Genomic DNA, 26,130 nt, shown 5'->3' with positions numbered 1-26,130 from the left:
AAGTATAACTATGACCTTACTTTACTACTCTTCGCTATTAGTGTTCTTAACCTTCTCCCATTCAATGCCTAGCCCTTTAAATTTTTGTGCAAATGGAATGACTATGAGCGCTACACTAGCACCTAATAAGGCCATTCTCTCAGTCGTCAAAAAATCAAATATAATATCAATAATCACAATCAGCATTAAGGCAGCAGCAAGAGACCAGGAAACTCGTTGAAAGGTATCCATTGCTTCAGTTTTTTTCTGCCGAATATCATTTTTCCTAACTGCTGACTCTTCCGCTGTAAGTGCTCGAAAAGTTGGGAAAAGATTAAAATCAGACTTAACCAAATCACCTGACTCGCTTAATGAATAAAGTGCAAATGGCAATGGATTATCAGGCAAAGATGACACAGTCACTAAGAAAAGTGGAATTTTTTCATTGCCAAATGCTTGTCTGTATTTTTTTAATTGATTAAGAACTTTTTCGCTATTTGTCAGTCTATCAGTCTTTATTTCAATGATGGCAAGGTATTCTTTCTTTTCTGGATCAATAATTGCAAAATCTGGTCTGTATGTTCTATTGCCATCATTTGCAAAAAAGGCAGGCTCATATAATATTGAATCCTTGGTGTAACCTAGTGACAATAAGTGTTCAGCGAATTTTTTTTCCGCCTCTGAATGGTATTTAATATCCATTCCAATCCCTCTATACTTTGATGAGTAAAGTCTTGCAGGTATAAAATTGGTTCCAATTAATAACTTAACTAAAAAGCATAAGTATTTCAATAATAAATAATGATACTTTTTCTGTGGATCTATATTGATTAAAATTAGTACAAATTGAATCGGTGCGCTAAGAGATCTCAGTAGAGGTCTCAACTCGCTGCTTATCATCATAAACTTTATTGCATTGAACCTGGGCACGATGAATTCTTAGGTTAGAAAAAAACTTTTTTTATCGAAAACTGTTCACACTGTTCACTCGTCATTATTTGTGTTTATTTTCAATGTGATAAAAGGTGAATAGTCAGTGAACAGTGAACACTTTACTGTTCACTTTCCGGGGTTACAGGCAAAAAAAGACCGGCTGATGCCGGTCAGGGGAGATTATATCGCTGTGGTTTCATCGCACCGGGGCAGCCAGTCGGCGTTGCTTTCATCCCTGAGGGTGAGATTCGTTTGCATCCCCTGATTCGTACGCCGCTTGCCATAATTCAGCCCGTACTCTTTCAGCATCGATGACAGTCCTTTGCCGAACATGGTGAGGCTGAGTGTGTTCTTGTAGCCGTGCGCCTCCATATAGACCAGATAGGCGTGATACAGATACAGGCGCGGCTGTCGCGGGACAATATTCGCATTCCCCATATACATCCCCTCTGGCTCCGGCATCGCCTCAAGGTAGCCGCAAAAATCGAACGTCGGATCGGCATCGCGCTTGATACTGAGTGCCTCGTCGGAGTTCTGCTGCGACTGAAGCAGTGAGCGCGCCGTCATCGGGTCGCTGAACTGCTGCATAAGCTGGCGCACGATGACGGCCAGCTCGCGTGCGATTTTGTCCTTAAGCTGCGGATCGCGCTCCTCCGGGGCGATTTGCTCCGGGAAGTGAATGATGACCCGGCGACGTGACACGCCGCCGCTGCGGTCGGTGAAGCGCATCGGATTGTTGTTTACGGCCAGAATCACCGCCGGGATGTAAGCTGAATAGGCGTCACGATATTTCGGGTCCACCGACACCGCATCGCCGCCGGTGATGGCCTTCAGTCCTGCGCCGTCCCCGCTCCATTTCTCCTGGTCAGGCAGGCGTATCAGCGAGAAGCCAATCAGCGCCGCGCGTTCGCGTGGTGACTCCAGCGTCTCGATGGTCGCTGACGTGGCGTTATCTTCCCCGGCGAGCAGGGTCGCAATTTCAGCCAGAATACTTTTCCCGCTCCCGCCGGGACCGGTGACTTCGAGAAAGAGCTGCCAGTCATAGCGGTTTGCCAGCACCATAAACAGCGCGGCAAGTATCACGTCACGTTTATCAGCGTTGCCGCTGGCGGCACGGTCGAGCCAGCGCCAGAAGTTCGGCGCGTGGGTTTCCAGCGTTTCGCCCTCCACAGGCGGGGTAAAGTCCACGTCGCACAGCGTGCGCAGCCAGTGTGATTTGCTGTGCGGACTGAACACGCCGGTGAGGGTATCGAGTACGCCGTTGCGAAAACCAATCAGACGGCGCGCCGGGGCGGCCTGCTGGGGAATAATCAGTTTCAGGGTGTCGACCACCGAGGCAATTCTCCCCGACGAGAACGGGGCGCGCAGTCGCTGAAACAGTCCGGCCACGTCGCGTGCAAAATCCGACGGCGGGATGATTTTCCATGTCCCGGCTTCATAGCGGGACAGGAGCTGGCCGTTCGCATCCACGGCCAGCGCTTCGCCGTAATGCTCATGCACCCGCATCGCTTTTTCGCTGGTACTCATGGCGGTAAATTCCGCCTCGCTCATGGTTTCGAATGGGCTTTGTGCGGGTGGCCGTATGGCACTGTAAATAGCCTTACGTGTGGCGTCTTCCCCCTGCTGGATAAACGCATCATTCCAGTCACCGAATACCGGCGGGAGGGCAACCACTCCCTCACAGGCCTGTGCCGCCGCTGCGGCTTTGGTCTGGCCGTTCCCGCTGAGGTCGCGGTCGGCAGCGAGGACAATCTGACAGGCCGGGTGTTTCTGACGGGCAAGGCTCGCCAGAGAAAGGAGGTTCACGGACGAGAGCGCCACCATAACGGTTTCGCCTGTCAGGTGATGCACGGTGAGTGCGGTCGCATAGCCCTCCGCTATCCACAGGCGTTTACCGGTCTCTTTTTTCCCGTTGATAAGGTGCTATGCCCTTTTTACCGCTCCGCCTTTCAGGGTGCGTTTGAGGCCGTCAGCATTAATGAGCTGAACGTTAACCATCGCGCCGGTATCGTCCTGCAGCGGCACGATTAAATCACCGGCGCGGTACGTCACGCCGCCGGTCTTGTGTGTGGTAGTCAGCGTCAGGCATTCGAGCGCCGGAAAGCCCTTGCGGGTCAGGTAGGCATTGCCGGTGGCCGGGCGGGTTTTCTCCAGAAGCTTTACGGCAAGCGCCGCAGCGGCTTTGCGGCTGGCATCAGTTTCGGCCTCGGTGGCGGCAATAATGTCCTCAGCAACCGGCGGCAGGCTGCCGGTCAGAGCGTTCACCTTCCCGGCGGCCTCGGAGGGCGACACGCCGAACACCTTTTCGACCAGCTTAAGCCCGTCACCTGCGCCGCACTGGTTACAAAACCACGTCCCGCGCCCCTCTTTATCGTCAAAACGAAAGCGGTCAGAGCCGCCACATACCGGACACGCCTGATGCCGGTTTTTGATGACCGGTACGCCCAGCGCCGGGAGAATGCGCGGCCAGTGGCCGCAGGCCTGTTTTACGGTTTCCGTTACGTTCATTTTCATCATTATTTTCTCCCTCAGTGCACAACCGGCGCGGTGATATGACGGGCGCAGAGTTCATCCATGACGGCCATCCCGAGAAAGGACAGCGACGGCGCGGCTTTCAGTGGCCCGGCTTCCATTAAATCTTCCAGCAGCGCACAGGCAATCTGGCGGCCTTTTTCCTCGCCGTGCTGGCGCAGATAAAAACCCTCCAGTTCGTTGCTCATGGCAGTTTCCAGCGCATCGAGCGTGAGCTGAGGATAGCGGTGCTGACGGGCGCACAAATTCAGCCAGGCACAGGCGACCGCACGGCGATAAAGGGCAGCACGTAGTACAGGCGGTAATGGCTGTTTCATACGTTAGCCTCCCGGGACAGCCAGCGCTGACCGCAGCGGTCGACCACACCGTCGAGCTGCGCGGTCATGAGGTAAATGACCGAGGCGAGCTGAGACTGGTGCATCGGGTCACGAGACAGGGTCGTACTCTCCTGTTCCTGCATCATATCGCCGACGAACTGGCCGACATTACGGAGGTGTTCCAGACATTCGAGGTCATTCTGACTGAACGCGGCAAGGCGCTCTTTTTGTATTAAGGCCGGGTTATTAACAGGCATGATTCCGTCTCCTGAGCACGTGCGTATCCCTGCGCAGATACGCACATTTTATTTTTGGGTGTCGTTTTTAATTACAGATAATGGCGGTAGCTGTTATCCGGTTTAATGTCCGTTTCCGCTGCAAAATGATTCCGCCATTTTCGCGCCACCGGCGCTGGCCGTCTGACCGGGGCAATATCGCCCGGATAAATATCGAGATTTCGCGCCCGGTATTGCTGTAAATCCGGGTCGGCGGCAATTTCGCGTAATACGGCATGACGGTTTTCAGGGTCGCGCTTAAATACGTCCGGCCGCTCACAGGTAAAATCCCGCAAAAAACGACTGAGCGGAAATTCTGCCATGCCACCAGTAGCGATAATACGAATGAGGATGGTGTAAGTGCGCCGGTAAGGGTTCCAGACCTGCCCCGGACAGCGGTATGGCATATCCCACGGAATACCGTCGGCCAGCACGCCCGACACTACCACGTCAGGAAAACCTGAACAGCGGTATGTTTCACCCGGCTGAGGGAAATCAAACATGGTGCTCTCCTCCGCTTACAGTGGTCGGTGCAACGAAATCCCGACACAGGCCTTTGGCCTTGAGTTCTTCCAGAACGTGACTGATATCTTCGTGCACGTAACTCAGGATTTGAGGGGTATAAAGCTGGCTGAGTCCGTTAATTTCATGACGCCGTAAATCGCTGCCAAAATAATGCAGGGTTTCACAGGCGCGATTGAGTTTATGGAACGATTCGAGGCTCAGGTGCTCACTGATGGCGCTGAGGCCGTCACGACAGGCTGAGACGGTCTGAGGGGCAGACTGATTATGCATGGCACACCCCCGCAACCGGCAGACGGGCGGCAAAGGAAAGCACATAATCACGAACGAGAGAACGGCGTGCGGCGTGTTCGTCACCGGCAACGGTGCGGAGCATACAAATACGGGGCTTGCGGTCTGCGCGGCGAACGGCGGCAAACACAAAGACAAATTTGGGGTGTGACGGGGTGAGGATCGTAGCCATAGGGGCAATCTCCTTGAAGTAGTCTGAAAAACTACCACCGGAGTTCCTACACTCATGGGTGGTAGCCCGGACGGGGGTAGGAATACCGGCCTTCAAGGAAACCGGCCAGCCCGAAGGCTGCCCCGCCCGGACCACCATTATCTGAGTAAAACGGAGGGATAAAAACCACCGTTCAAAAATAAGGTGTGCCTGAGCAACGACGTAAAAAAAGACGCATGGCGCGTCTGGTGTCGCCTTGAAGTAACACGGGTTCCTACGCCCGGCTGTCGATTTTGCGACAGCGGGAAAACTGTACCAGGAAACACACAACAGATGCAAGCCAGAAAAAGGGGCTTTTTGAAAGTGGCTCTGATTCATGCGTCACATTTCCGGTTGCGGTGAGCAATGCGTTCCGCCATCCATGCGGTGACTTCGGACTGGAGCCAGGCGACGTTTTTCCCTCCAAGTGAGACCTGCGCCGGGAAAGCGTTACGGGCAATTAAATCGTAGAGTGTGGAGCGGGACAGGCCACATTGATGGAGCACTTCCGGGAGACGCAAAAAACGCTCCTGAGTCGGGGCTGAAACTGGCATTAAATGTGCGCAAGAGCGGGAAGATGGTACTGATAAAGCCGTGTGCATAACGCTACCTCATTAATATCCACAGAGATCCGAACTTATCCGTCCGGCATCGGGTAGCTCTCTATTTTGTGAATATTTTTGCCCATTGCAACAGTGCCTCAGATTGTCTCAGCGGCATTTTGAGCATTATTTCAACAGCAAGTTTAAAAATTAGAATTAAATTGTCACATGACGCGCTGAGACATTCATGAAATCAAATTAACCAGCAAAAAAGGTTAATTCTTGATTTATAAAACACTAAAAGAGTTAGATTTTTTTCTGACGAGTGCACTGAGGGGAAATGGTAGTGAACAGTAGTGAACAGTCGGTGAACACTTCACTTTCAACTGTTCACCCTTTAACTTACTGTATTAAATCTATTTTTATTTACAGTGAACAGTAGTGAATAGTTATAGTTAAAAAAACAAACAGAGAGAGTGATTTTCCTGCGACCTTTCTCTGGCCAGCCTGCTTTTAAAAGTCCTGTTTGTGCCAGAACTGCCACAACTGCAATGAATCGAGATGTTGTGTGAAGAAGGGCAGAATCATTTCATGTTGAACATACGGAGAGCCCGAACATGAAACCCGAAACTATCATTTCTGCCCTGCAGAACGTTGCCGCTAAACAGAACGCGGAAAGCGAGAAGCACATCACCGCTAAACTGACCGTATTCACTGCGGCCAGAGACGCCCATGCAGTCAGCATGGAAAAGCTGAAAGAGATTGATACATCAATTGAACGCTGTAAGCAGGAGCGACAGACCGCTCTCAATGAGAGCGCAGAGGCGGAACAGGACTGGCGCAGCCGCTTTCGTACCCTGCGCGGTAATCTCACTCCTGAAATGAAAGCGGAACACAGCAAGCGTATCGCCAGTCGGGAGCTGGCCGACGAATTCACCGGCCTGATTGCGGAGCTGGAGACTGACCGGAGTCGTGCCATGCTGAATGCCTGCTCCACCGGCAATAAATATCGCTCTGCACATGGCGAAGCATTTACCGCTTACGCCGGGGCGGAATGGGTTAAGGCTATCAATGCTGTTCCCGTCGCGCTCATCCGCGCTTTCCTGCTGCGCATTCGTGCCCTGGAAATGAACGGGGAAAGCGCACCGCAATCTGTGACAATCGGTGAACTGCGTGATGCCCTCAATCGTCAGGGCAGTCTGTATCACTTCGATATGAAACAGGAGCCGGTCTTATCCGTGACGGGTATGCAGCGTCCGCAAATTACCGGCGTGGATATGGAGCTGTTACGCAGTCCACTCAAGCGAAACATACTCGCCAAAAAGCTGGCTGAACATGACGGAACTAAGGCGGGGGCATAAGTATGTTTCACTGTCCGTTCTGCAAAACCAGTGCGCACGCCCGCACCAGTCGTTATCTGTCTGAGAACGTCAAGCAGCGCTATCACCAGTGCGTGAATATCGAATGCTCGGCAACTTTCCGCACGCTTGAATCCGTTGACGGGATTATCTGTTCACCGCCGACAGAGCCGGTCATTCCTGCGTCCGAACCGGCAGCCACCGTTAACCGTGCCGGTGCTTAACAGGAGAAATTAACGTGACCACACTGACGCTACAGAAAGCCTTTGAGGCCTGCCAGGCAAACAATTCAACCTGGCTGCAACGCAGGGAAGAACTGACGCAGGTCGAACAGACATACCGCGAACAGCTTGCCGGTGACGGGCTGAGCCTGCAAAGGCTGCGTGAGATTATCGGGGTGAAAAAATGGGAAATTAATCAGGCTGCCGGTCGCTATATTCGGTCGCATGAGGAGGTGCAGCGCATCAGCATCCGTAACCGGCTGAATGATTTTATGCAGGCACACGGCGCGGAGCTGGCCGCTGCCCTTGCACCCGAACTGATGAATTATTCCGTGCAACGCCCCGCCGTTCAGGATTGCGCCATGAAGCACTCGGTCGATTATCTGCGTGAGGCACTCAATGTCTGGCTGGCCACTGGTGAAAAAATTAATTATTCCGCAAAGGATAATGACATTTTGACGGCCATCGGATTCAGGCCTGACGCGGCTTCGCGGGATGATGATCGTGAAAAATTCACGCCTGCACAAAACCAGAATTACGTCCGAAAACGCGCGGAACTGGCCGCACAGTAGGCCGCTCAAAAATTCCCAAAAATCCCGCCATTTTTCCGTAAAAAAGCCATGCATCATAAGGTGCGTGGTTTTGCATGTGTTTTACCAGCACTGAATCTCCCGCCAGCGCCAGCACTGGCACGCCCTGAGACGGGTCATGCACCTGCATTAAAAGCGACCCTTTAAGCGGGCAGGCGTGGCGGGGAGAGCATTGCGCTCAAAGGTAATAACATTCGATATACTGCAACTTCGATTGAGACCACAAATCTTTAGGCAACCGATACATACTCATTTGTTAGTGGGTTAGTATGTGCTTTAACCGTTAATCTATTAATTTTGGTAATAAACATGGCAAGAAATGACACGGTTTTACTTGATGGAATCATTGAAGATCGTATGCAGGAAAACAACCCGTCATCAAATAAGGGCGAGGTTTTTGAATATTTAGTATTAGAACAGGTGTTAAAAGAATATGATTTTTCCTTTGAAGAGATTGAAAGCGGATGGGTAGATGGTGGACATGATGGCGGGATTGATGGGCTATATATCATAATTAATGGGCATTTATTACAGGATGTGAATGACTTTGTGTGGCCAAAGAAAGGTACTGACTTGGCAATTTATATAGTGACATGTAAACATCATGACACATATAAACAAGCAGTTCTTGAAAGTTTAATTTCTACTGTCAATGAATTATTTGATTTTAGAGTGCCTACATCAGAATTAAATGGTCAGTACAACGATGAAGTTAAAAAGAAAAGAGATGATTTAATATTTTCTTATAAAAAAGTCTCTGCTAGAATGAATAGTTTTAATATTCACTTTATTTATGGCTCGAGAGGTGAATCAACAGAGGTTGGTGAATCTATTAATAGTCGGGCTGAGCAGATAAAGAAAATTACAGAAGAATCATTCGGTCACTGTGATGTTGATTTTTCATTTTTAGGTGCAAGAGAAATTATCAGCCTTTATAGGCAGACTCCTAACTTTTCTTTGGAGTTGCCATACTTGGACTCGTTATCTAGAGGCGAACGTTACATTTTGATTGTTAAGCTTAGTGACTATTATAAGTTTTTAACTAATGAAACAGATCATACTTTGCGTAGATATTTGTTTGAATCAAATGTAAGGGATTTTATGGGCTTGAATGCCGTTAATGAAGATATTAAATTAACTCTTTCAGACCAGGGGTCACCTGATTTCTGGCTGTTAAATAATGGGGTTACAATATTATCTACATCTGCTCAATTGATAGGGCAATCCATTTACATGGAGGATATACAAATTGTAAATGGTCTACAGACATCTGAGTCGATATTTAGGCATTTTGACAATGGAGGTTCTGACCAGCATGAACGTGCGGTAATGGTTAAAGTTATTGTTTCGAATGATGAAAGTGTGCGTGATCAGATTATTCGGGCAACTAATAACCAAACTGCAGTAGAGCAATATTCACTTCATGCTACAGAACGAATTCAAAAAGATGTAGAAGAAATTCTTTTACGAAACGGATTCTTTTATGACAGAAGGAAGAATTTTTATAAAAACCAAGGGGTTCCACGAGATGCTATTGTAACACCTCTATACATAGCCTCGGGTTTAACAACTTTGGTTTTGAAAATGCCATACAATGCGAGCAGAATGAAAACCAGAGTTTTAAGGAACGAAGGCGCGTATAATACAATTTTCTCTGAGCGTCTTGATATAAATATTTGGCCTAAGATAGCCTTGATTCTTAAAAAAACAGATGAATACTTATATTCTATAAGAGGCCATTCAGGAGGCGAAGGATTCCTGAAGAAATGGCGTCAAATATTGGCATTCTGTTCAGTTTCTTTGTATTTCTTGAAATTCGACTTTACGCCTAAAGAACTCTTATCGATTGATATAGATAAACTTTTCAACAAAAATATTCCTGATGCTTGGCAGCAAATCGCGAAATTATCTGATGATTTTGTCGTCGTTAACAGTAAAAAGTTAAGTAGAAATAACGTCCTGTATTTAATGCTTTATATGCAGACGGTATTTAATTTGGATAACATAGAGTGTGTTGAAAAATACAATAGTGTTTATGATTCTATAACTGGACTATCACGTCCATATAGAAATACTAAAGTTACCGATGAGTTTGTAGAGACTGTGTTTTCTCGACTGCCACCACAACCATGGAAGATTGGTATGCATCGCGATATTATAAGATCTTTGGATTGTAGCACTGCACAGTACACAATTGCTGTGGAATTATTAATTCAGGCAGGGAGAGTTTATAGACAAAAAGACGGCGTTTTATATGATTTAAATGGGAAAATTGTTGGGTTTGATGAAAGTCGTGCAAATCAAAAGGTTTGACTTATTTGTGTGGCCGTTTTTTACGGCCACTGTTTTTTAGCTTCGGACTTTATTGCCCCACCAGTTCATTAGTTCTTTACGTTTATCTAAATAAATAGATCTATTATAAGCTCGCCTAACTTCATTTTTATCACAGTGAGCTAGAGCTGCCTCAATAACATCAGAATTAAAAGCTTGTTCATTCATAGCAGTACTCGCTATTGAGCGCAAACCATGTGCTACTAATTTACCCCCAAATCCAATTCTTTTTAACGCAGCATTAGCAGTCTGGCTATTCATCGATTGCTTTGGATCATTCCTGCTAGGAAAAATATGTTCTCGATGAGCACTGATTGGCGTCATCACTTCAAGTATCTCTAATGCCTGAGGAGATAGAGGAACAATGTGTTCACGCTTGGCCTTCATTCGTTCGGCTGGAATCGTCCAGAGTTTTGCATCGAGATCGATCTCCTCCCACCGAGCGCCGGATGCCTCCGAAGGACGCACGAGGGTTAGGAGTTGCCATTCAATAAGACAGCGAGTCGGAACAGACAGATTCGACATGACTAAAGCACGCATCAGCTTCGGCAATTCTTCTGGCCGTAGCGTCGGCATGTTTTGCTTTTTAGGCTTAGCAAAAGCCATACCGATGCCTGATGCCGGGTTAGCATCTATCAAACCGATGTTAACTGCGTAAATCATTATCTCGTTGATACGCTGTACAAGCCTACGAACAGTCTCCAAAGCCCCACGTGCTTTAATTGGCTCGAGGGCTTCAACAAGTATTCGGGCTTTGATTTGCTGAACAGGGATCTCACCGATGGCAGGGAATACATCTTTCTCCAGTGAGCGCCAAATGTCTTTTGCGTAATCAGGGGTAACACTTTTGCTTTTGAGCTGGAACCAGTTAGCGGCGACCGTTGAAAAAATACTGTCCAGAGCGATTTGCTGCTGCTCCTCTGCAACTTCGGCCTGAATCTGTGGGTCGATTCCGTTGGCTAATAAGGCAAGGTAATCCGCTCTCAACCCTCGGGCATCAGCAAGCGAAAGGGCGGGGAAGGCACCGAGTCCAATCATTGTTCGCTGCTTTGTTGCCGGACGTTGATAACGGAAACGCCAGAGCTTTTTCCCGCTGGTTTTCACTATCAGGAAAAGCCCATCGCCATCATGCAGCGTTAGATCCTTCTCTAACGCTTTAGCGCGCAGAACTTCGGTGTTGGTCAGGGGGCGTGTTGTCCGTGCCACTGTGGCCGCTCCTTCATGAATTGGTATACGCTTTAGGTATACATCCTACCGTATACCTAAACGTATACCAATAATCACCGGATTTAGCCGGATGTTCTCGGACAACGACAGACACAAAAAAGCCCGCAGGGCTTGTGCTATGCGGGCTTTCTGTACTTCACCGGACGTATCCGGATCATCATTTGGTGGAGCTGGCGGGAGTTGAACCCGTGTCAGAATAATGCCTAACCTATTGATTATTAATATTTTGTATTTTTTAAAAGGTCTCAAGTGCATTTTACGTGCATATCGTGGTCCCTCTAACGTCCTGATTCCGTCCAACATTTTGAAATATTCACCACGCTACAGAGCTGCAGAAATGGCGGTTTTCCCGTCGTATTCAGCCAGGTATTTACCGTAATTGCGGAACAGCATTTCCGGCCCTTTATGCCCCATCTGCCCGGCAAGCCAGAAAAGGTTTACGCCCTGGCTAATGTGTCTGGTAGCGAATGTGTGGCGGGTCTGGTACGGGTTACGGTATCGAACGCCAGCTTTTTTGAGGGTTGGTACCCATGCTTTTTTTCGTATCGCGTCGGCGTTCGCCCAGGGCTCACCCGTTTTAGGGTCGCTGAAAATAAACTCGCTTTTCATGAAAGTGAATTGTTTCTGCGCCTGCAGCGCGGCCAGCGCCTCGCTGTTTAATTCTACTTTACGGGTACCGGCTTTTGTTTTGGTACCTTTCAGAACGCCAACAACACTTGCCGCCTGAACGTGAGCTGTTTTAGCGATATTGTCGAGATCAGGCCAGCGCAACGCACACAGCTCAGAGCTGCGTAAACCCGTATTGAATGCGAAACGGAACAGGTTTTCCCACTCTTGGTATCTGCAGCTCTGGTAAATAGCGCTGATTTCCGCTGGTGTGAACGGATCAACTTCGTAATCGTCACTATTCGGGCTGCTGTCGATCACGTGGTACCGACTCGCGCTGACAAGGGTTACCGGGTTGATTGTCAGCAGGCCGTCAGTCACCGCTTCATCTATGGCGCTGCGCAGAAACGAGAGGTTATTCCTGATCGTTTTCAGCTTTGTCTTTCTGCTGGCGATCCAGTTTTTGAGGACCGCAGGGGTCAGTTCCGACACATGCATTTTGTGCAGCGCTGATAGCGCAGACAGGCACTTTTCATAACCGCCAATAGTGGAGGGCGAAAGGTTGCGGTTCTGGCAGATTTTCAGATACTCGTCCAGGTAGGACTTAATATTTTTGGTTTTCTTCACTACCCCGAACAGCTCCAGTTTTTTGGAGGTGGGGAAGTATTTAGCATAATCGAATGTGCCGCCGGCGATTTGGTTCTGTATTTCCCCCAGCAGGCGCTCGGCATACTTCACGCCGCGCGCGTTTGCTTCCATTCTGGATAGGGGCTCCCGGCAGAGAACCCCCTTGTAGGTGAATGTGATCACCAGGGTATCGCCAGTTTTATGCTGGCGAATGGTTACTCCTCTTGGGAGAGATAATGATCCTTGTTCTTTCTTGCCCACTTTGAAACCTCCGTTAAGTCTATCCAGCGTTCTTTAACGCCATCGACTTTTAATACATGGACACCCTCTTTCCATAACCCCCTTTGTATCCGTTTGTTAACGGCTTCAACCGTTTCTCCGGCGTCCCGGCAGTAGGTTGAAAGTGGTACGCAATCAAGACTCATGACCTACCTCCCGCCCAAATGCCTGGGCATTTTCCAGTTCATTTGCCGCATAGATAAGTGCGTTGTGGTGCGCTCTAAAACCGCCATCAAGTTCGCTGGCCGCTCTCTTGCGCAGAATGTCGATCGCAGCCTGATAGTCATTCTGGTAATCGGCGGAAAAGTCCGCCGAACTGTCCGGTAGTACACCCAGCACCATCAACATATTTTCCGGGTCGATGGGGATGGTGGTAAGCCCCAGCTGCTTGGCCTCCGTTGCTAAACGGCTCCAACGCTTAATAACTTCTAAAACTGGCTTATTCATGGAGTGCCTCGCTACTTCACCAAAAATTTATATTCAATCAGCGCGCCGATAACGGTGGCCGCCAGCAGCATGGAAACAATGATGCTGAAAATGAAGGGCTTCATCATTTCACCCCTGCTGGTTTGATGGCCTGCAGTGCATCGACCTCTTTAACGAATCGGTCATGCATGGCGTCCCATTTCGCCAGCCATTTTTGTGCTGCGCGCTTGCGTTCCAGAATTCGCCGAATACGCCGCATGCATCTGGCATGTGCAAAGAGATATTGCTGGGTGTGCTGGCCCATTCGATTGACGAGCACACCGTTGCTGAACACAGGCTCGTCTGGTTCGTTGGTATTCAAGCCGGCGCGCTGAAAAGTTTTGGTCACCATGTAGTGAGCAAGATTGCTGATCGCCGCACTCCTGCTGAGAAAACGGCGCGAGTAGCCGTGTCGTGATACGACGTAAACTGGCTGCATTTCTTTAGCAAAGGCACTATCAATTGAGGTTGAGCTGATGCGTTTATCTTTCATTTCCGGTCCTTAACTTTGCTGTATCGTTCGTGACTCATTACTTCCCAGTTCTTGCCGCCATCGCGGGAGAGTAGCCGCCAGCGATGGTTAACTTTGAGGCTCAAATTCCCGGAGCCGTGCATTCGGCAGGGGTGAATGCGCCTTGCCCTGAACTGGCATAAAACGTGTACCGCTTTGAGGTGAACCCACTCAGGAATTCGTATCGCTGTCAGTGCCACCAGATCCCCCCATTTCATTACCCTCCGTTTTCGGAGCCTCCACTTTTTGTTTTTTGACGAACTCAACCAGCTCAGAAATGAGCTCGTCGATTAATTCCTTCCCGCAATCCGTAAGGAATTCACCGCTGCCATTAACATCAACAGCGCTGCTGTAAATTCCCTTAATAGCTTTTATGCCTTCGACACTCCCGTACTCACTGATCGCGAGCCTTTCGAATTTTCGTAATAATCCATCGAGAAGAATCTCTGTTAACTCGACCGTGTTAATACCGCCTTTATTGAGCTTAATAACAAGGCAGTTACTGCCAGTTTTACGCTGGTGGCGTAATAACGCTGCCTTTAAAATTCTGCGTCGGTAGGTGTTGATTAAATTATCCATTGCGGCGCGCCTCCTCCTCTAAGCTCATAACAATTTCCTCTTCTTTTTCGGTCCAATCATGAATTTCAGCGGCGAGGTCATAAACCAGAGCGCATATTGTTTTAAGTTGAAATCTGTCTAACTTGTCGTGATATTCAAATAATGTTTGCGCCAAGCCTGACAACTTCTCCGCTTTGATATTCACTTCCTGAATATCCTGTCTTTTTAAAACAACCATAATTAACGACCATATGCTTTTTTAAGATAAAGACGAGCGATTACTTCGTAACCGCAGGCCGCATAAAGGCATGCTGTTCTATATGCCGATTTATCAATGATGAAAGTCATACGAAGCGCCTCACAGCCAAAGAAGCAACCACCCGACCGTGAATTTTGATTTCTTTCTGTTCATGGGTATTAAGGGTGAAAGTTTCGTAATGATGGTTATCAGAGATGATTTTTAATGAGCCATCAGCCAATGGCTCGATTCTCTTAATGAAAAGGCATGGGCGACCAAAAGCATCCATTGTGTAAACATAAATGCCAGAGGTAAGCGCATGTCCACCGCAATCAACGAAAGCCACAACCTCACATGGTTCGATGGTCGGCTGCATGGAGTCACCTTCCATCCGGCAGCTTTGAACGCGGTTACCAAAGTCATTAATGTTGTCAGATCCGAACAGCATTTGAGGCGTTTTAATCGGCTGATTAATTGCGACGGAATTTTGCATTTTCATTTCCTCAGGGTGAGTTTTTCCCCACCCAAAAAGGTGTTAATTGTGATTGAGTTAATTAATTGATTAGTTATCTAACAGAAAAAATTTTTTTAATATCATGATGGTCATCTATGATTTTTTTGGCATCATCACATGCTTCTTCATATGACTTGAAGAAATCAACCAGAACAAAATAATTATCTACACGTTCGTAGATAGCGAACTCCAAACCATCAATAAAAGTTGTGTTAAATTCGTAATCAAAATCATTCTGATGAGGCTGTGCAGCTCGTAAATAAATCCAGTGTGAATTTGCTGCTTTAAGCTTGGCGTGGATATCAAATGCCTGGCTCGCTGGGTTTGGTTGGGAGGTTGTATTCATCTCATTGGCTCCTTTGTTTGCCGATGAAATGAGAATACTTAAGTATTAATTGGAGGTCAATGGTATTAATACAAAAAGAATAATGGATTTCTTATGTATTTGTTATTGAAGATTATTTTAGTAATAAAAAAGCCGACACTATGGTCGGCTTGGTGCTTTTTTGGTAGCAGATCAGAAGATTGTTGATACCCAAAACAGCCTTCCTAAAACCTCAAGACTATCCATGTCTACTTCTTCGTCAGGGTATTCATCAGAGTTGTAGCTTCTGATTGTTACCTTATCTGGCCCAGATCTGTAGAGGATTTTTAACCTTTTCCATCCACCTTGGTTGATGCCGTAAATTTTACCATCCACGATACGCTTGTCATGGCAGTTTATGGCAACAGTTGAGCCATCAGCGATCACTGGCTCCATGCTATTCCCGTGTGCAGCAAAGCATAGAACGCCATCACCATCACTATTAGCTCCCACCTTTCGCAATGTTGCTTTGGAAAACCTAAGTTTTTTGCCATTGTAATCATCATTAAGAGCGCTGCCATCTCCACATGCGAACTCGATATCCTTCAAGTAAGGCACCTCTACCTCATCATCCTCAAGCGGCGTTTGCTTATCCCATGGATCAATACCAAACATCCTTTGTTCTGGAGTTTTTGCGGGCCCCATGGTGCCTTCACCAGTGCTTAACCATATTGGATCTACATCCAACGCTTTGGCTATATCCACGATTTTCCCGCTGGACTGGGCTTTTCCAGAGGTTAGCTTTTGTATGGCCCCCTGGCTGACCCCAACCCTTTGCGCTAATTGACTTTGAGTTGCGCCGGCATGAATCATCGCCAGCCTTAGTCTTTCTGCAAGTGTGTTCATCTAAGTATCTCCCATTTCTGTGCATATTTAATACCACAGGATTAACCATGGCAAGCGGATAATACTTGATTAATTATTCCTTTGGTATTATTTTATATCTTTAATATTAATACTAAGGACTTTGTTATGACTGATGAGGTTTTTGAATCCCCAATGGCGAAAGCCGTGTACGTTGCTGGTGGTCAAAGTTCGCTTGCTAAAAAGGTTGGCGTTACGCAAGGAGCTGTCTGGAAGTGGGTCAGGGGGATCAAGAAAGTTTCTCCGGTCCATGCAGTGGCAGTCTCAAACGCAGTTAATGGAGTTGTTAAGCCCCATGAACTGCGCCCTGATTTGCCGACTCTTTTCCCGCACCCGGGTAATGGGGTGTGACATGTCACGGCATTATTGCGTCAGCGAACCTTTACTGGTGGCTGAATTCAGTAACGAAAATGAGTTGGCGGGTGTCGCATGAGCATGGAACTGATGGTTAAAGCAATGAAGGTCAAGGTGGGAAATCCACTGCGTAAGCTCGTGCTTCTGAAGCTTGCAGATAACGCTAGTGACCATGGCGAGTGCTGGCCGAGTTATCAACACATCGCTGATCAGTGCGAAATCAGTAAGCGATCTGTGATGATTCACATTGATGCTTTGTGTGAATGCGGCCTGGTAAAAAAAGAACTTCGCCCGGGGCCAAAAGGTAACTCAAGTAATGTTTATCGCCTTGATTTTAGTAGTGCAGGAGATTCACTAGGGGGTAGTGCAAATCGTTCACTACCTGGTGCAGTAGATTCACCCCATAGTGCAGGAGATTCACTAGGGGGTAGTGCAGGAGCTGCACCCAGAATCAGTCACTCTTTTGAACCAGTCAATGAATCAGTCAAAGAACCTAAATATAACGGTTCATCTGATAACCATTCTGAAAATCGCTCTTCCAAAGAGAACTATTCCAACGAGTTCGAGAAGGTATGGCAGGCATACCCTAAACGTGCTGGCGGTAATTCTAAAGCTGCCGCCTGGAAAGCCTGGAAAGCTCGAATCAAAGACGGTGTTAACACTGAGGCAATGCTGGCTGGTGTAAACCGTTATGCAGGTTATGTCCGTGCTACAGGTAGCGCCGGAACGCAGTACGTGAAACAGGCGGCGACGTTCTTTGGACCCGATCGGCATTTCGAAGAGCCATGGCAGGCGCCATCTGGTGCGGTAAGCGGTAGACCTGGTGGGCTGCCGGTTTCGGGGTTTAGTGAACAAGACTATGGCCAATCAGACTGCAACTGGTAAGCAGGAGAAATCACAATGCTGAGTATTAAACAACGCGAAGAAAGGGAAGCTCTGGTGGCAAAGCGCGAAGGGCTTCGTGAAGAACTGGCGTTTGCTGTTGAACATAAAAAACCGTGGCAGTGGGGGAGCTGGGAGTCAGGCGACGTCCACGCCGCCGACTGTGAAAAACATGGCAACTATCAGCGCATTTCCCTCACTGGAAAAGCATATCGTGGAGTTGAAAACGTTAAATACTCCCAGTGCCCGGAGTGTGTGAAAGCGGAACTTGCTGACATTGAATCCAGTCTGCGTGCATTACGAGTAGTCGACCTGATGGACAATGCCGGGATCGCAAGACGATTCGAAGCATGTGAATTCGATAACTACCAGGCTGTCAACCCGGATGCCGCCAAAAATCTGGCAGTCTGTCAGCGCTACACCGCCAGTTGGCCTGATCGCCTGAAAGCTGGAACTGGGCTCGTCATGACCGGAAACTGCGGGACCGGTAAAAACCATCTGGCAGTGGCCATGGCGAAGAGCATTATCCGTGGACATCTCGCTAAAGTGGAAATCACCGACGTTATGCGCCTCACCCGAGCAGTGAAAAGCACGTGGCGCCACAATGCTGAAATGACCGAGGAAGATGTAATTGAACGTTTCGCTTCATTGGATCTGCTAATTATCGACGAGGTGGGCGTTCAGTTCGGCAGTCCGACTGAAATGACCATCCTTCAGGAAATTATCAATGCCAGGTACGAAAGCATTTTGCCAACAATCCTGATCAGCAATCTTACATTCGACCAGTTGAAAGAAACGATTGGCGAGAGAATTGTGGATCGGGTTACCGATGGTGGCCGCAACCGTCTGGCATTTGGCTGGGGAAGTTTCCGTGCCATCGCGTCAGGAGTTGTAGCATGACTCCTGTCTGGAAAAATGAAGATCTGGAAGGTGCGGTGATCGGCGCAATTTTTCTGCGTGGTGCCGACCCTGAGGTACTGGATATTCTTTCCAGGGTGCCAGCCACCGCTTTCTCGGTACCGCAGTATCGGGAAATATATACTGGGATCTGCCGTCAGGCGCGTGGAGCTGGCGTTATTGACCCTGTACTGCTCTGCGAAAACATGCCAAAGCACAGCGCAATCATTATGGACTCGAGCCGTATCGCATGGGCGAAGTCGGCGCTTGTGTCCTACGTTTCCACGCTGGAGCGTAATGCAGCTGTTCGCGATGCCGAAGCTGTGATTGAAAGGGCGCTGGCTGATCTCCGGAGTGCTCACAATGGTGATGCGGCTTTATCGGCATTCAGGGCTGCACAGAACAGCATTGCCGCAATTTCTCTCGAAGAAAAGACCGTTCAGCCAGTTCATATCGACGACATTCTTCCTGCTGTAGTGGATCGGGTAGATGCACGCAACCGCGGCCTCGAAGAAGCCAGAAGCCTCATGACGGGCATTGAAGAGCTTGATGCAAAGACTGGAGGCATTGAACCAACAGACCTGGTGTTTATCGCTGCGCGGCCGTCGATGGGTAAAACTGAATTGGCGCTGGATATCATCGACAAAGTTTCTGAGCAGGGCCGCGGTGTGCTGTTCTTCAGCATGGAAATGCCAAATATCCAGATCGGTGAGCGAATGGTATCTGCTGCCGGAGGCATGTCTGTTTCACGCCTGAAAAAGGCTGCTGATTTTGAGGATGAGGACTGGGCCAGGCTGACAAACGGTGTAGAACGGCTGACTGGTCGCAGCATCTGGATGGTTGATTCCACCGATCTGACAGTAGATCAGATTCAACAGATAGCTACCCGCCTGCAGCTGGCTCATCCGGAAATAGCGCTGGTGGTGGTGGATTATCTGGCACTCATCAAAATCGAAAGCACTGCACGATATGACCTTGCCGTCGGTGAGGTGTCAAAAGGACTCAAGCGTCTGGCTAAATCTAATAAAACGCCGGTGCTTGCCCTGAGCCAGCTTTCTCGTGGCGTTGAGTCGCGTCCCAATAAGCGACCGATGAACTCAGACCTCAAAAACTCGGGTGAGATCGAGGCAGATGCCGATCTGATCATGATGCTTTACCGCGACGAAGTTTATAACCCTGAGTCTCCAGCGAAAGGGATAGCGGAAATTAACGTGACCAAACAGCGCAACGGTGAGCTGGGCACGATCTACCGTCGATTCTATAACGGGCACTTCCTGCCAATTGACCAAGAGTTAGCAAAGCAGCGTTCGGCGCCACAGCAGAAAACTCAAACCAGACGATACGCAAAAGATAGGCAATCCAGCAATGCAGATTATTAAAACAGCGGGGGCAAGCGCATGAAACTGGAAGCATCACTCAAACATTTTAGTCCACAAGGAATGCACATCAGCGACGACGTGAAAGGAACCTCTCCGGACCGCCTTACAGGAACAGATGTAATGGCGGCGATTGGCACCACCAGCAGCCGTGCGCGCTTCGGCCTGGCGGCGTTCTTCGGTAAAGCGGGAATCAGCAAAACGGATGAACAGCTCGCAGTTCAGGCGCTGGCGCGATATGCGATGGATGTCGCACCGAAGAATGTTCGCAAAGCAGCTGGTGGGCAGTTCGGATGGTGCATGCAGATGCTGGCACAATTTGCCTTTGCTGAATACTCCCGTTCAGCGGCTACCAGCGTGACGTGTCACAGCTGCAGTGGTACCGGGTTTATCTTCGGTAATGAGGATGTGGTTAAACATCCTGGTATTTTCGATGCAGACGGTGCCGAAGTGGTGGCTCCGAAGATAAAAAATGAGCTGGTGAAAAGGGTTTGCGGAACATGCGGAGGAAAGAAAGTGATCCTTGCCCGGTGCAGGTGCGGCGGTAAAGGCGAAGTGTTGGACCGCAAAGCGACTAAAGACCGCGGCGCACCGGTTTTCAAAACGTGTGAACGTTGCTCTGGTAATGGCTTCTCTGCTATCTCCTCGGCGACGGTACACCGTGCCATTCTGAAGCGTCTCCCTGACCTCCATCAGTCCTCATGGTCACGCAACTGGAAACCCTTTTATGAAATGCTGGTGGACACCCTGCGGCAGGGGGAGCGTCACGCGGCAGTAGAATTTGAGAAGGCAACAACTTATTAATATGATCGGAACAAATGGCGACACTTTTTTGCACGTTAGTGTTGACTTTGCATAAAACTGTCCTGTATGCTTCTAATCGTGGAAGATACCGTCCAAACGAAATTAATCATTGAAACCCTGCCTCGGCGGGGTTTTTGCTTTTCTAAGGCTGCCAATGGGTGGCCTTTTTTGTTTCCCCTCGTTCTGAGAGGACTCATGGCGATGATGTATTGACCGCTAGAATGGATTAGTCGTAACTTATTATTGTGGTGAATCCTTTCTAAGCGAAAGGGCGTTCCAGTCAACTGCTATCTGCAGGTATGCGCGCGGCTTTGCTGACTGGGGTTGAGTCACCGGGAGGCACCCGGCACCATGACAATAACAATATAAGTTTCAAATTCCTTGAGAGCCTGCTATAAAAAGCAGGCCTTTTTTTATGGTTTTGTAATCTGCTGCTACGCTTTGAGTTGTGAGATGCGCCTACCTCTCTGGGGGTTCTCCTGAACCTATAGTGAATCAGCCCGATACTGTCTCACTCAGGTCAGTTAGCAAGACTCACGACTACCTACCTTACTTACTAATAGTCACTCATTAGCCCGCCTTCAAAAGCGGGCTTTTTTTATTCCCCTCATCACTGAGAGGATTCACGGCAATAAGAGGGGGACTAGATGTCCGATCCTGTTTCTGGCACGACAGTAGCGGCTGGTGGTCTGATGGGGGCCAGCGTGTTCGGCCTGGCAACCGGCATAGATTACGGTGTGGTGTTTGGCGCATTCGCTGGTGCGGTGTTCTACGTCGCTACGGCGGTTAATATCAGCCGCCTTAAGCTGGTGGGCTACTTCATCACCTCATTCATCTTCGGCGTTATCGGCGCGCCACTGCTCGGCTCTTACTTCTCCAAATGGACGGGGTATAGCGACAGGCCACTTGATGCGCTGGGCGCGGTAATCGTAGCCGCTATTGCTATTAAGCTGCTGACGTTCGTCAACAGTCAGGATTTGGGTAGCCTGTTTGGAATTCTCTCGCGTTTACGTGGTGGAGGGGCCAGCAATGGTAACAAGTGATCCGAGTGCGATGGCAAACGCAATTATCTCTGCTGTGATCGTTATTGCACTGATGTTCTACCAGCGCGGCGGGGCGAGACATCGCCCTCTGATATCGCTGATGGCGTATTTCACGGTGCTGGTATACGCCAGCGTCCCTTTCCGTTATTTGTTCGGCCTGTACCATGAATCCCACTGGTTTGTGGTGCTGGTGAACGTCCTGATATGCGCCGCCGTTCTCTGGGCTCGGGGAAACGTAGCACGCATCATTGACGTCCTGAGGCATTCGCATGACCAAAGACGAAATTTTTAATGCCATCCTCGGTAAAGAGGGCGGCTACGTTAATCACCCTGACGATAAGGGCGGTCCAACTAACTGGGGGATCACACAAGCGGTAGCTCGCGCCCACGGATTTTTCGGGGATATGCGAAACCTGACCCGCCAGCAGGCGCTAGATATCCTGACGGCCGACTACTGGACAGGGCCACGCTTTGATCTTGTTTCTGAGGTATCACCAGCCATCGCCGCAGAACTGTGCGATACCGGCGTTAACATGGGCCCATCGGTTCAGACCAAATGGTTTCAGCGCTGGCTGAACGTGTTCAACATTCAGGGCACGCTCTATCCCGATCTGATTGCAGATGGTTTTATCGGTCCGCGAACTATCAGCGCGTTAAAAAGCTATCTTGCCCGGCGAGGGAAAGAGGGTGAGCTGGTTATGCTTCGGGCCCTGAATTGTAGCCAGGGCCAGCGTTATCTTGAGCTGGCAGAGCAGCGCAGCGCAAACGAGACGTTTGTTTATGGCTGGATAAAGGAGCGGGTGGTTATATGACGCTTGAGATGATTACCGGACTCGTTGTCGCTGTTTTTGCTGCTATTGCCGCCGCATTTGGCCTAGGTCATTCACGCGGCACCAGCAAAGCGGAAGCGAAAGCAGACCTGCAGCGCACCGAAGAAAAGGCCGCAGCCACTGAAGCAGTAGCCGAACGCCGGGTAGAAGCAACGAAAGAGGCCAGCAATGTACAGCAGACTGTTAACCGCATGCCTGATGACGATGTTGATCGCGAGCTGCGCGAAAACTTCACCCGCCCCGGTGGTGGTTGATACGGGCTGTCTGTGGACCCGGATTATCTACGTGACAAACCACGATGTTGACGTCTTGGATAAGCAGACGAAGAAAGATATCCTGGCGCATAACAAAGCGTGGCAGGCGAACTGCCAGAAAGAAACCAGAGCCTCGCAATAGCGTGGCTTTTTACTAAGGGGCTTTTATGGAAGTCTCTATCAATGGCGTACCGTATGTACCAGCTGGTGCCGTATTCTCCCGGATTGGCATTGCCATAACTACCCATAACCGGCCAGACGTTTTAAAGCGCGCCATTGAGCAGCACACCAAACATCTTCCCATCGGTGCGCTGGTGGTGGTTATCGACGATGGCTCTAAACCTGCCGCAGTAGTGCCTGATGGCGTGCAGCTGCTTCGCCATGAAACATCACTCGGCATTGTTGCTTCGAAGAACGCCAGCCTTGAATGCCTTATGGACTCAGGGTGCGAACATTTATTTTTGTGGGATGACGATGCGTATGCCATCGCTGACAACTGGCATCTTCCCTACATCGAATCACCCGAGCCACACCTGGCTTACCAGTTCCTCGATCTTGCTGGCCGGAATAAGCTCAATGACCTTTCGGTGCTTTACCGTGACGATCAGCATGTGGCGTACACCGGGCAGCGCGGCGTGATGCTGTACTACCACCGTAGCGCCATCGAGAAGGTTGGCGGATTCGATCCCGTTTATGGTCGCGGCATGTACGAACACAGCGACCTTGCCCTGCGCATCCATAACGCAGGACTGACGACATGGGCTTACGGTGATGTGGTCGGTTCAGAAAAGCTGATTCATTCTCTCGATGAGCATGAGGCCGTAGAGCGTTCAGTACCGAGGCCCGACCGCCAGGCGCTGGTGGAACGTAATGTGAAGATCCACAACGAACGACGTGATACCGGCTTTACCGGTTACGTTGAATACCGGAAGCAGCACGACGTGGTAATCACTACACTACTCACCAGCCAGCCTGACCCGCAGCGCGGTACGAAAATGGCGGCCTCGCCTGACATGCTGGCTAAATGGTCCGCATCACTCCGGCAGTGTGGACGTATCGCGCTGGTGGATGAACTGCAGAAGGCACCGGCAGATGTTGAGTTGTGCCGCGTTCCTGACGTGAAGATGAATGTCTACTTCCGGCGCTGGCTTCACATCTGGCAGCATCTACGCGAACACCCTGAATACCGGTTCGTCTGGTGTACTGATGGTACCGATGTCGAAATGCTTCGCGCGCCGTGGGAAGAAATGGAGCCCGGAAAGGTATATGTCGGTTCTGAACCGAAGACCTACGCCGACACCTGGGCGAAACAGAATCATCCTGAGCGTATCTATCAGGAATTCATTGAAGCGCACCGCGGCGATGTGATGCTTAACGCTGGTCTGCTGGGTGGCACTCGCGCTGATGTAATGGCGTTCGCTCACGGCATCATCCGTCTTTACTACCGGATCGAGAGTTATCGTTTCTGGAAGAAAGAACAGGCTGGCGCCGCGGTGGGGGATATGATCGCTTTTGGCATTGTCGCTAAGTCTTTTGGCGATCGAATTGTCACCGGCCCGCGCATCCACACAGTTTTTAAGACTGATGGTGTCGGTAGAGAGTGTGCGTGGTTTCGCCATAAATAGTTTGAAAAATAAATCAAGGTCGCTTCGGCGGCCTTTTTTATTGGTTGCGAGATATGCACATGACTAAAAAATGTTCCGTGAATGACTGCGATAATAGTTCTGAAAAAAGAGGGATGTGCGGAAAGCACTATTTCAGATGGCGGAAATACGGTGATCCGTTGGTTGTGAGGAACACAGTTTATAGCTCGCCACAGGAAGCAATTAAGGCCAGGACAAAGATTGAAGGCGAATGCCAGGTATGGACCGGAGCAAAGTTAAAAACAGGTTACGGCAGCATACGAACTGGCGGTAAGGCATTACGTGTGCATCGCTTTGTTTGGGAATCCGTGAACGGTCCTGTTCCTGATGGTATGGATGTCGATCATATTTGTCGCAACAGGCTCTGCTGCAATATCAATCACCTCAGGTTGGCCAGCAGAAGCGAGAACAATCAGAACCTCGGCGGCGCTAAGAAAAATAGTAAAACCGGAGTACTCGGGGTTACTTATCTGAATCGCGGCAACAGGCGCTGGCTCGCGCAAGTTAAGCTCAATGGCAAGTTTGTTCTAAGGAAAACATTCGTGTCACTTGAAGAAGCCAGGGACGCAGCTGTTGCTGCCAGACTTGAGCACTTCACACACAATGAGGCTGACAGATGTTGATCGCTATCGTGGCTCACCATTCCCGCCGCACCATGGCTGAAGAGTTAGCGAGTAAGCTTGAGGCTGACATTGTCTTCATGGATGAGCATAGTGCTGGTGCAAATTCAAACCACCTTCGCGCTCTTCGTTGGGCTGCTGAGCAATCAGACAGAGTGATTATCATCGAAGAGGATGCATTACCCGTTGATGGTTTTCGTTATAAGGCTCAGGACTGGCTGGCTCGTTTTCCTGACGACATGCTGAGCTTTTATCTCGGTACCGGCCGACCGCCGCAGTACCAGAAAGAGATTGCCGGAATGCTGGTGGATGCGGATCGCGTCTGTGGTGACCACATCGTGTTAAGCAAGCTGATTCACGGCGTATGTTATAGCCCTCCTCGGGGAAGTTTGGCGCGCATGCTCAGCACATGGAACAAAACGCTGGCAGCTGATTACGCCGTCGGCGAGGCATTCGGTGGTCGGGTGATTTATCCGTGTTACTCGCTGGTGGATCACGCTGACCTCCAGACGGTTGAGCGTCACCCTGACAACGAGCCGAGGACAGAACGCCGGCGCGCATGGAGACTGGCATGAACAAAGAGCCCCGCGTATATGGCAGCCGATGGGATAAAGCCCGTCTGCGTTTCCTGCAGCAGCACCCACTATGTGTGATGTGCGAGCAGCAGGGGCGGATTACCCCAGCAACGGTGGTTGACCATATCGAGCCCCACAAACTCAAAGATGCGCTTAAGTCAGGTAGCCCGCTGGCCATATCGAAAGCACAGCTCCTGTTCTGGAGTAAAGAGAACTGGCAGCCACTGTGCAAAGCGCATCATGACTCAACGAAACAGAGAATGGAGAAGAGCGGCGCGGTAATAGGCTGTGATGCCAACGGCTACCCGCTCGATCCTGCGTCTCACTGGAGCGCGTAATGAAAGACCTCATCATTGAATACCGCGATGGAAAATTCGTTCGCCTGGTGATTGATGGCGTGGAGATGAAGAACGTGACATCCATTCAGTTCTAGCACGCTGTAGGGCAGGAGGTGCCGACAGTGACCGTCTCAGGGCATGTTGTCTCCGGGCGTGGGAAAGGCACTCATAAACTCGAAC

The 26,130-nt window shown here is 49.6% G+C and carries 36 protein-coding genes and 1 pseudogene; 18 read left to right on the top strand and 19 right to left on the bottom strand.

Annotation, left to right across the window (positions count from 1 at the left end; translation table 11 throughout):
* Positions 1-24 precede the first annotated feature (24 nt).
* From ACQG2Q_RS17840 to ACQG2Q_RS17805, 8 genes and pseudogenes are all read right to left on the bottom strand, one after another.
* On the bottom strand, positions 25-681 hold the full coding sequence (locus ACQG2Q_RS17840; RefSeq protein WP_063849416.1) for a type I restriction enzyme HsdR N-terminal domain-containing protein: 657 nt from the start codon (positions 679-681) through the stop codon (positions 25-27).
* A 411-nt stretch (positions 682-1,092) separates the two neighbouring features.
* A pseudogene (locus tag ACQG2Q_RS17835) lies at positions 1,093-3,426 on the bottom strand (primase-helicase zinc-binding domain-containing protein).
* 14 nt (positions 3,427-3,440) lie between these two features.
* Positions 3,441-3,761 (bottom strand): DUF5375 domain-containing protein, encoded by a 321-nt coding sequence (locus tag ACQG2Q_RS17830; RefSeq protein ID WP_063849415.1) that lies wholly within the window; start codon positions 3,759-3,761, stop codon positions 3,441-3,443.
* A complete protein-coding gene (locus tag ACQG2Q_RS17825) occupies positions 3,758-4,018 on the bottom strand; it encodes a hypothetical protein (RefSeq protein WP_063849414.1) in 261 nt (86 codons plus the stop codon). Before ACQG2Q_RS17825 ends, ACQG2Q_RS17830 begins: the two co-directional genes overlap by 4 nt.
* Positions 4,019-4,089: 71 nt before the next feature.
* Entirely contained in the window at positions 4,090-4,539 is a 450-nt protein-coding gene (locus ACQG2Q_RS17820) for a hypothetical protein (protein WP_096216904.1), read from the bottom strand.
* Positions 4,532-4,831 (bottom strand): Derepression protein, encoded by a 300-nt coding sequence (locus ACQG2Q_RS17815; RefSeq protein ID WP_096216905.1) that lies wholly within the window; start codon positions 4,829-4,831, stop codon positions 4,532-4,534. The genes ACQG2Q_RS17820 and ACQG2Q_RS17815 overlap by 8 nt, the downstream gene beginning before the upstream one ends.
* Positions 4,824-5,378 (bottom strand): host cell division inhibitor Icd-like protein, encoded by a 555-nt coding sequence (locus ACQG2Q_RS17810; protein ID WP_096216906.1) that lies wholly within the window; start codon positions 5,376-5,378, stop codon positions 4,824-4,826. Before ACQG2Q_RS17810 ends, ACQG2Q_RS17815 begins: the two co-directional genes overlap by 8 nt.
* Positions 5,375-5,641: a helix-turn-helix transcriptional regulator gene (locus tag ACQG2Q_RS17805; RefSeq protein WP_096216907.1), complete on the bottom strand. Its 267-nt coding sequence runs from the start codon at positions 5,639-5,641 to the stop codon at positions 5,375-5,377. Before ACQG2Q_RS17805 ends, ACQG2Q_RS17810 begins: the two co-directional genes overlap by 4 nt.
* A 557-nt stretch (positions 5,642-6,198) precedes the next feature.
* Here ACQG2Q_RS17805 and ACQG2Q_RS17800 point away from each other — a divergent pair.
* From ACQG2Q_RS17800 to ACQG2Q_RS17785, 4 genes are all read left to right on the top strand, one after another.
* Complete coding sequence (locus tag ACQG2Q_RS17800) at positions 6,199-6,942, top strand: hypothetical protein (RefSeq protein ID WP_063849413.1); 744 nt, start codon at positions 6,199-6,201, stop codon at positions 6,940-6,942.
* A 2-nt stretch (positions 6,943-6,944) separates the two neighbouring features.
* Positions 6,945-7,163, top strand: coding sequence for an ogr/Delta-like zinc finger family protein (locus tag ACQG2Q_RS17795; protein ID WP_045408790.1), 219 nt, complete (start codon positions 6,945-6,947; stop codon positions 7,161-7,163).
* A 14-nt stretch (positions 7,164-7,177) separates the two neighbouring features.
* Entirely contained in the window at positions 7,178-7,732 is a 555-nt protein-coding gene (locus ACQG2Q_RS17790; RefSeq protein ID WP_063849412.1) for a phage polarity suppression protein, read from the top strand.
* Positions 7,733-8,059: 327 nt separating this feature from the next.
* The gene (locus ACQG2Q_RS17785) at positions 8,060-10,063 is read left to right on the top strand and encodes an AIPR family protein (RefSeq protein WP_063849411.1); all 2,004 of its coding nucleotides are present in this window, start codon (positions 8,060-8,062) and stop codon (positions 10,061-10,063) included.
* Positions 10,064-10,099: 36 nt separating this feature from the next.
* On the opposite strand, the gene ACQG2Q_RS17780 is transcribed toward ACQG2Q_RS17785, so the two are convergent.
* The 11 genes from ACQG2Q_RS17780 to ACQG2Q_RS17730 all read right to left on the bottom strand — a co-directional run bounded on the left by ACQG2Q_RS17780 (position 10,100) and on the right by ACQG2Q_RS17730 (position 16,316).
* Positions 10,100-11,287 carry an integrase domain-containing protein gene (locus tag ACQG2Q_RS17780; RefSeq protein ID WP_063849410.1) on the bottom strand — a complete coding sequence of 396 codons (1,188 nt, stop codon included), beginning with the start codon at positions 11,285-11,287 and terminating at the stop codon, positions 10,100-10,102.
* A gap of 342 nt (positions 11,288-11,629) precedes the next feature.
* The gene (locus ACQG2Q_RS17775; protein ID WP_023306771.1) at positions 11,630-12,802 is read right to left on the bottom strand and encodes a site-specific integrase; all 1,173 of its coding nucleotides are present in this window, start codon (positions 12,800-12,802) and stop codon (positions 11,630-11,632) included.
* Complete coding sequence (locus tag ACQG2Q_RS17770; RefSeq protein WP_000050710.1) at positions 12,757-12,966, bottom strand: hypothetical protein; 210 nt, start codon at positions 12,964-12,966, stop codon at positions 12,757-12,759. The genes ACQG2Q_RS17775 and ACQG2Q_RS17770 overlap by 46 nt, the downstream gene beginning before the upstream one ends.
* Entirely contained in the window at positions 12,956-13,267 is a 312-nt protein-coding gene (locus tag ACQG2Q_RS17765) for a hypothetical protein (RefSeq protein WP_053520803.1), read from the bottom strand. The genes ACQG2Q_RS17770 and ACQG2Q_RS17765 overlap by 11 nt, the downstream gene beginning before the upstream one ends.
* A gap of 103 nt (positions 13,268-13,370) precedes the next feature.
* Complete coding sequence (locus ACQG2Q_RS17760; RefSeq protein ID WP_053520802.1) at positions 13,371-13,778, bottom strand: hypothetical protein; 408 nt, start codon at positions 13,776-13,778, stop codon at positions 13,371-13,373.
* Positions 13,775-14,014: a hypothetical protein gene (locus ACQG2Q_RS17755; protein ID WP_233161803.1), complete on the bottom strand. Its 240-nt coding sequence runs from the start codon at positions 14,012-14,014 to the stop codon at positions 13,775-13,777. The genes ACQG2Q_RS17760 and ACQG2Q_RS17755 overlap by 4 nt, the downstream gene beginning before the upstream one ends.
* Positions 13,968-14,375, bottom strand: coding sequence for a hypothetical protein (locus tag ACQG2Q_RS17750; RefSeq protein WP_053520801.1), 408 nt, complete (start codon positions 14,373-14,375; stop codon positions 13,968-13,970). Before ACQG2Q_RS17750 ends, ACQG2Q_RS17755 begins: the two co-directional genes overlap by 47 nt.
* Positions 14,368-14,592: a hypothetical protein gene (locus tag ACQG2Q_RS17745; protein WP_053520800.1), complete on the bottom strand. Its 225-nt coding sequence runs from the start codon at positions 14,590-14,592 to the stop codon at positions 14,368-14,370. Before ACQG2Q_RS17745 ends, ACQG2Q_RS17750 begins: the two co-directional genes overlap by 8 nt.
* A gap of 106 nt (positions 14,593-14,698) precedes the next feature.
* On the bottom strand, positions 14,699-15,085 hold the full coding sequence (locus ACQG2Q_RS17740) for a S24 family peptidase (protein ID WP_053520799.1): 387 nt from the start codon (positions 15,083-15,085) through the stop codon (positions 14,699-14,701).
* 73 nt (positions 15,086-15,158) lie between these two features.
* Complete coding sequence (locus ACQG2Q_RS17735; RefSeq protein ID WP_257286968.1) at positions 15,159-15,452, bottom strand: hypothetical protein; 294 nt, start codon at positions 15,450-15,452, stop codon at positions 15,159-15,161.
* A gap of 171 nt (positions 15,453-15,623) precedes the next feature.
* Positions 15,624-16,316 (bottom strand): XRE family transcriptional regulator, encoded by a 693-nt coding sequence (locus tag ACQG2Q_RS17730; protein ID WP_053520797.1) that lies wholly within the window; start codon positions 16,314-16,316, stop codon positions 15,624-15,626.
* Between the two features lie 126 nt (positions 16,317-16,442).
* On the opposite strand from ACQG2Q_RS17730, the gene ACQG2Q_RS17725 reads away from it, so the two are divergent.
* The 14 genes from ACQG2Q_RS17725 to ACQG2Q_RS17660 all read left to right on the top strand — a co-directional run bounded on the left by ACQG2Q_RS17725 (position 16,443) and on the right by ACQG2Q_RS17660 (position 25,950).
* Positions 16,443-16,685 (top strand): transcriptional regulator, encoded by a 243-nt coding sequence (locus ACQG2Q_RS17725; protein ID WP_063840756.1) that lies wholly within the window; start codon positions 16,443-16,445, stop codon positions 16,683-16,685.
* 78 nt (positions 16,686-16,763) lie between these two features.
* Complete coding sequence (locus ACQG2Q_RS17720; protein ID WP_271079851.1) at positions 16,764-17,573, top strand: helix-turn-helix domain-containing protein; 810 nt, start codon at positions 16,764-16,766, stop codon at positions 17,571-17,573.
* Positions 17,574-17,588: 15 nt separating this feature from the next.
* Positions 17,589-18,470 (top strand): ATP-binding protein, encoded by an 882-nt coding sequence (locus tag ACQG2Q_RS17715; protein ID WP_017384391.1) that lies wholly within the window; start codon positions 17,589-17,591, stop codon positions 18,468-18,470.
* Positions 18,467-19,846, top strand: coding sequence for a replicative DNA helicase (locus ACQG2Q_RS17710; RefSeq protein ID WP_053520796.1), 1,380 nt, complete (start codon positions 18,467-18,469; stop codon positions 19,844-19,846). Before ACQG2Q_RS17715 ends, ACQG2Q_RS17710 begins: the two co-directional genes overlap by 4 nt.
* 18 nt (positions 19,847-19,864) lie before the next feature.
* Entirely contained in the window at positions 19,865-20,647 is a 783-nt protein-coding gene (locus tag ACQG2Q_RS17705; RefSeq protein ID WP_271079852.1) for an antitermination protein, read from the top strand.
* Positions 20,648-21,294: 647 nt separating this feature from the next.
* Positions 21,295-21,690 (top strand): phage holin family protein, encoded by a 396-nt coding sequence (locus ACQG2Q_RS17700; RefSeq protein ID WP_032624437.1) that lies wholly within the window; start codon positions 21,295-21,297, stop codon positions 21,688-21,690.
* Positions 21,677-21,982, top strand: a complete 306-nt coding sequence (locus tag ACQG2Q_RS17695; protein WP_049110993.1) for a phage holin family protein — start codon at positions 21,677-21,679, stop codon at positions 21,980-21,982. The genes ACQG2Q_RS17700 and ACQG2Q_RS17695 overlap by 14 nt, the downstream gene beginning before the upstream one ends.
* On the top strand, positions 21,960-22,502 hold the full coding sequence (locus ACQG2Q_RS17690; protein WP_047352751.1) for a glycoside hydrolase family 108 protein: 543 nt from the start codon (positions 21,960-21,962) through the stop codon (positions 22,500-22,502). Before ACQG2Q_RS17695 ends, ACQG2Q_RS17690 begins: the two co-directional genes overlap by 23 nt.
* Entirely contained in the window at positions 22,499-22,774 is a 276-nt protein-coding gene (locus ACQG2Q_RS17685; RefSeq protein WP_119312044.1) for a DUF2681 domain-containing protein, read from the top strand. Before ACQG2Q_RS17690 ends, ACQG2Q_RS17685 begins: the two co-directional genes overlap by 4 nt.
* Entirely contained in the window at positions 22,725-22,916 is a 192-nt protein-coding gene (locus ACQG2Q_RS17680; protein WP_060578658.1) for a hypothetical protein, read from the top strand. The genes ACQG2Q_RS17685 and ACQG2Q_RS17680 overlap by 50 nt, the downstream gene beginning before the upstream one ends.
* Positions 22,917-22,941: 25 nt before the next feature.
* Positions 22,942-24,399 carry a glycosyltransferase family 2 protein gene (locus tag ACQG2Q_RS17675; protein ID WP_271079853.1) on the top strand — a complete coding sequence of 486 codons (1,458 nt, stop codon included), beginning with the start codon at positions 22,942-22,944 and terminating at the stop codon, positions 24,397-24,399.
* Between the two features lie 59 nt (positions 24,400-24,458).
* The gene (locus tag ACQG2Q_RS17670) at positions 24,459-25,040 is read left to right on the top strand and encodes an HNH endonuclease signature motif containing protein (protein WP_162270596.1); all 582 of its coding nucleotides are present in this window, start codon (positions 24,459-24,461) and stop codon (positions 25,038-25,040) included.
* The gene (locus tag ACQG2Q_RS17665; RefSeq protein WP_257286917.1) at positions 25,034-25,612 is read left to right on the top strand and encodes a hypothetical protein; all 579 of its coding nucleotides are present in this window, start codon (positions 25,034-25,036) and stop codon (positions 25,610-25,612) included. Before ACQG2Q_RS17670 ends, ACQG2Q_RS17665 begins: the two co-directional genes overlap by 7 nt.
* On the top strand, positions 25,609-25,950 hold the full coding sequence (locus ACQG2Q_RS17660; protein ID WP_271079855.1) for an HNH endonuclease signature motif containing protein: 342 nt from the start codon (positions 25,609-25,611) through the stop codon (positions 25,948-25,950). Before ACQG2Q_RS17665 ends, ACQG2Q_RS17660 begins: the two co-directional genes overlap by 4 nt.
* Positions 25,951-26,130 lie beyond the last annotated feature (180 nt).

The sequence above is a fragment of the Enterobacter cloacae complex sp. 370H10 genome, assembly GCF_050031535.1.
GTDB classification, from domain to species: Bacteria; Pseudomonadota; Gammaproteobacteria; order Enterobacterales; family Enterobacteriaceae; genus Enterobacter; species Enterobacter intestinihominis.
This window is presented reverse-complemented; position numbering and strand designations above follow the sequence as displayed.

Bases quoted from the DNA above. Each gene is read 5' to 3' on its own strand.
- ACQG2Q_RS17825 (WP_063849414.1), bottom strand. From the start codon at position 4,018: ATGCCTGTTAATAACCCGGCCTTAATACAAAAAGAGCGCCTTGCCGCG.
- ACQG2Q_RS17795 (WP_045408790.1), top strand. From the start codon at position 6,945: ATGTTTCACTGTCCGTTCTGCAAAACCAGTGCGCACGCCCGCACCAGT.
- ACQG2Q_RS17710 (WP_053520796.1), top strand. From the start codon at position 18,467: ATGACTCCTGTCTGGAAAAATGAAGATCTGGAAGGTGCGGTGATCGGC.
- ACQG2Q_RS17800 (WP_063849413.1), top strand. From the start codon at position 6,199: ATGAAACCCGAAACTATCATTTCTGCCCTGCAGAACGTTGCCGCTAAA.
- ACQG2Q_RS17815 (WP_096216905.1), bottom strand. From the start codon at position 4,831: ATGCATAATCAGTCTGCCCCTCAGACCGTCTCAGCCTGTCGTGACGGC.
- ACQG2Q_RS17805 (WP_096216907.1), bottom strand. From the start codon at position 5,641: ATGCACACGGCTTTATCAGTACCATCTTCCCGCTCTTGCGCACATTTA.
- ACQG2Q_RS17720 (WP_271079851.1), top strand. From the start codon at position 16,764: ATGAGCATGGAACTGATGGTTAAAGCAATGAAGGTCAAGGTGGGAAAT.
- ACQG2Q_RS17680 (WP_060578658.1), top strand. From the start codon at position 22,725: ATGTTGATCGCGAGCTGCGCGAAAACTTCACCCGCCCCGGTGGTGGTT.
- ACQG2Q_RS17770 (WP_000050710.1), bottom strand. From the start codon at position 12,966: ATGAGTCTTGATTGCGTACCACTTTCAACCTACTGCCGGGACGCCGGA.
- ACQG2Q_RS17745 (WP_053520800.1), bottom strand. From the start codon at position 14,592: ATGGTTGTTTTAAAAAGACAGGATATTCAGGAAGTGAATATCAAAGCG.
- ACQG2Q_RS17670 (WP_162270596.1), top strand. From the start codon at position 24,459: ATGACTAAAAAATGTTCCGTGAATGACTGCGATAATAGTTCTGAAAAA.
- ACQG2Q_RS17840 (WP_063849416.1), bottom strand. From the start codon at position 681: ATGGATATTAAATACCATTCAGAGGCGGAAAAAAAATTCGCTGAACAC.
- ACQG2Q_RS17830 (WP_063849415.1), bottom strand. From the start codon at position 3,761: ATGAAACAGCCATTACCGCCTGTACTACGTGCTGCCCTTTATCGCCGT.
- ACQG2Q_RS17675 (WP_271079853.1), top strand. From the start codon at position 22,942: ATGGAAGTCTCTATCAATGGCGTACCGTATGTACCAGCTGGTGCCGTA.
- ACQG2Q_RS17740 (WP_053520799.1), bottom strand. From the start codon at position 15,085: ATGCAAAATTCCGTCGCAATTAATCAGCCGATTAAAACGCCTCAAATG.
- ACQG2Q_RS17690 (WP_047352751.1), top strand. From the start codon at position 21,960: ATGACCAAAGACGAAATTTTTAATGCCATCCTCGGTAAAGAGGGCGGC.
- ACQG2Q_RS17695 (WP_049110993.1), top strand. From the start codon at position 21,677: ATGGTAACAAGTGATCCGAGTGCGATGGCAAACGCAATTATCTCTGCT.
- ACQG2Q_RS17730 (WP_053520797.1), bottom strand. From the start codon at position 16,316: ATGAACACACTTGCAGAAAGACTAAGGCTGGCGATGATTCATGCCGGC.
- ACQG2Q_RS17665 (WP_257286917.1), top strand. From the start codon at position 25,034: ATGTTGATCGCTATCGTGGCTCACCATTCCCGCCGCACCATGGCTGAA.
- ACQG2Q_RS17700 (WP_032624437.1), top strand. From the start codon at position 21,295: ATGTCCGATCCTGTTTCTGGCACGACAGTAGCGGCTGGTGGTCTGATG.
- ACQG2Q_RS17760 (WP_053520802.1), bottom strand. From the start codon at position 13,778: ATGAAAGATAAACGCATCAGCTCAACCTCAATTGATAGTGCCTTTGCT.
- ACQG2Q_RS17785 (WP_063849411.1), top strand. From the start codon at position 8,060: ATGGCAAGAAATGACACGGTTTTACTTGATGGAATCATTGAAGATCGT.
- ACQG2Q_RS17765 (WP_053520803.1), bottom strand. From the start codon at position 13,267: ATGAATAAGCCAGTTTTAGAAGTTATTAAGCGTTGGAGCCGTTTAGCA.
- ACQG2Q_RS17715 (WP_017384391.1), top strand. From the start codon at position 17,589: ATGCTGAGTATTAAACAACGCGAAGAAAGGGAAGCTCTGGTGGCAAAG.
- ACQG2Q_RS17735 (WP_257286968.1), bottom strand. From the start codon at position 15,452: ATGAATACAACCTCCCAACCAAACCCAGCGAGCCAGGCATTTGATATC.
- ACQG2Q_RS17685 (WP_119312044.1), top strand. From the start codon at position 22,499: ATGACGCTTGAGATGATTACCGGACTCGTTGTCGCTGTTTTTGCTGCT.
- ACQG2Q_RS17810 (WP_096216906.1), bottom strand. From the start codon at position 5,378: ATGAATCAGAGCCACTTTCAAAAAGCCCCTTTTTCTGGCTTGCATCTG.
- ACQG2Q_RS17820 (WP_096216904.1), bottom strand. From the start codon at position 4,539: ATGTTTGATTTCCCTCAGCCGGGTGAAACATACCGCTGTTCAGGTTTT.
- ACQG2Q_RS17660 (WP_271079855.1), top strand. From the start codon at position 25,609: ATGAACAAAGAGCCCCGCGTATATGGCAGCCGATGGGATAAAGCCCGT.
- ACQG2Q_RS17705 (WP_271079852.1), top strand. From the start codon at position 19,865: ATGAAACTGGAAGCATCACTCAAACATTTTAGTCCACAAGGAATGCAC.
- ACQG2Q_RS17750 (WP_053520801.1), bottom strand. From the start codon at position 14,375: ATGGATAATTTAATCAACACCTACCGACGCAGAATTTTAAAGGCAGCG.
- ACQG2Q_RS17725 (WP_063840756.1), top strand. From the start codon at position 16,443: ATGACTGATGAGGTTTTTGAATCCCCAATGGCGAAAGCCGTGTACGTT.
- ACQG2Q_RS17755 (WP_233161803.1), bottom strand. From the start codon at position 14,014: ATGAAATGGGGGGATCTGGTGGCACTGACAGCGATACGAATTCCTGAG.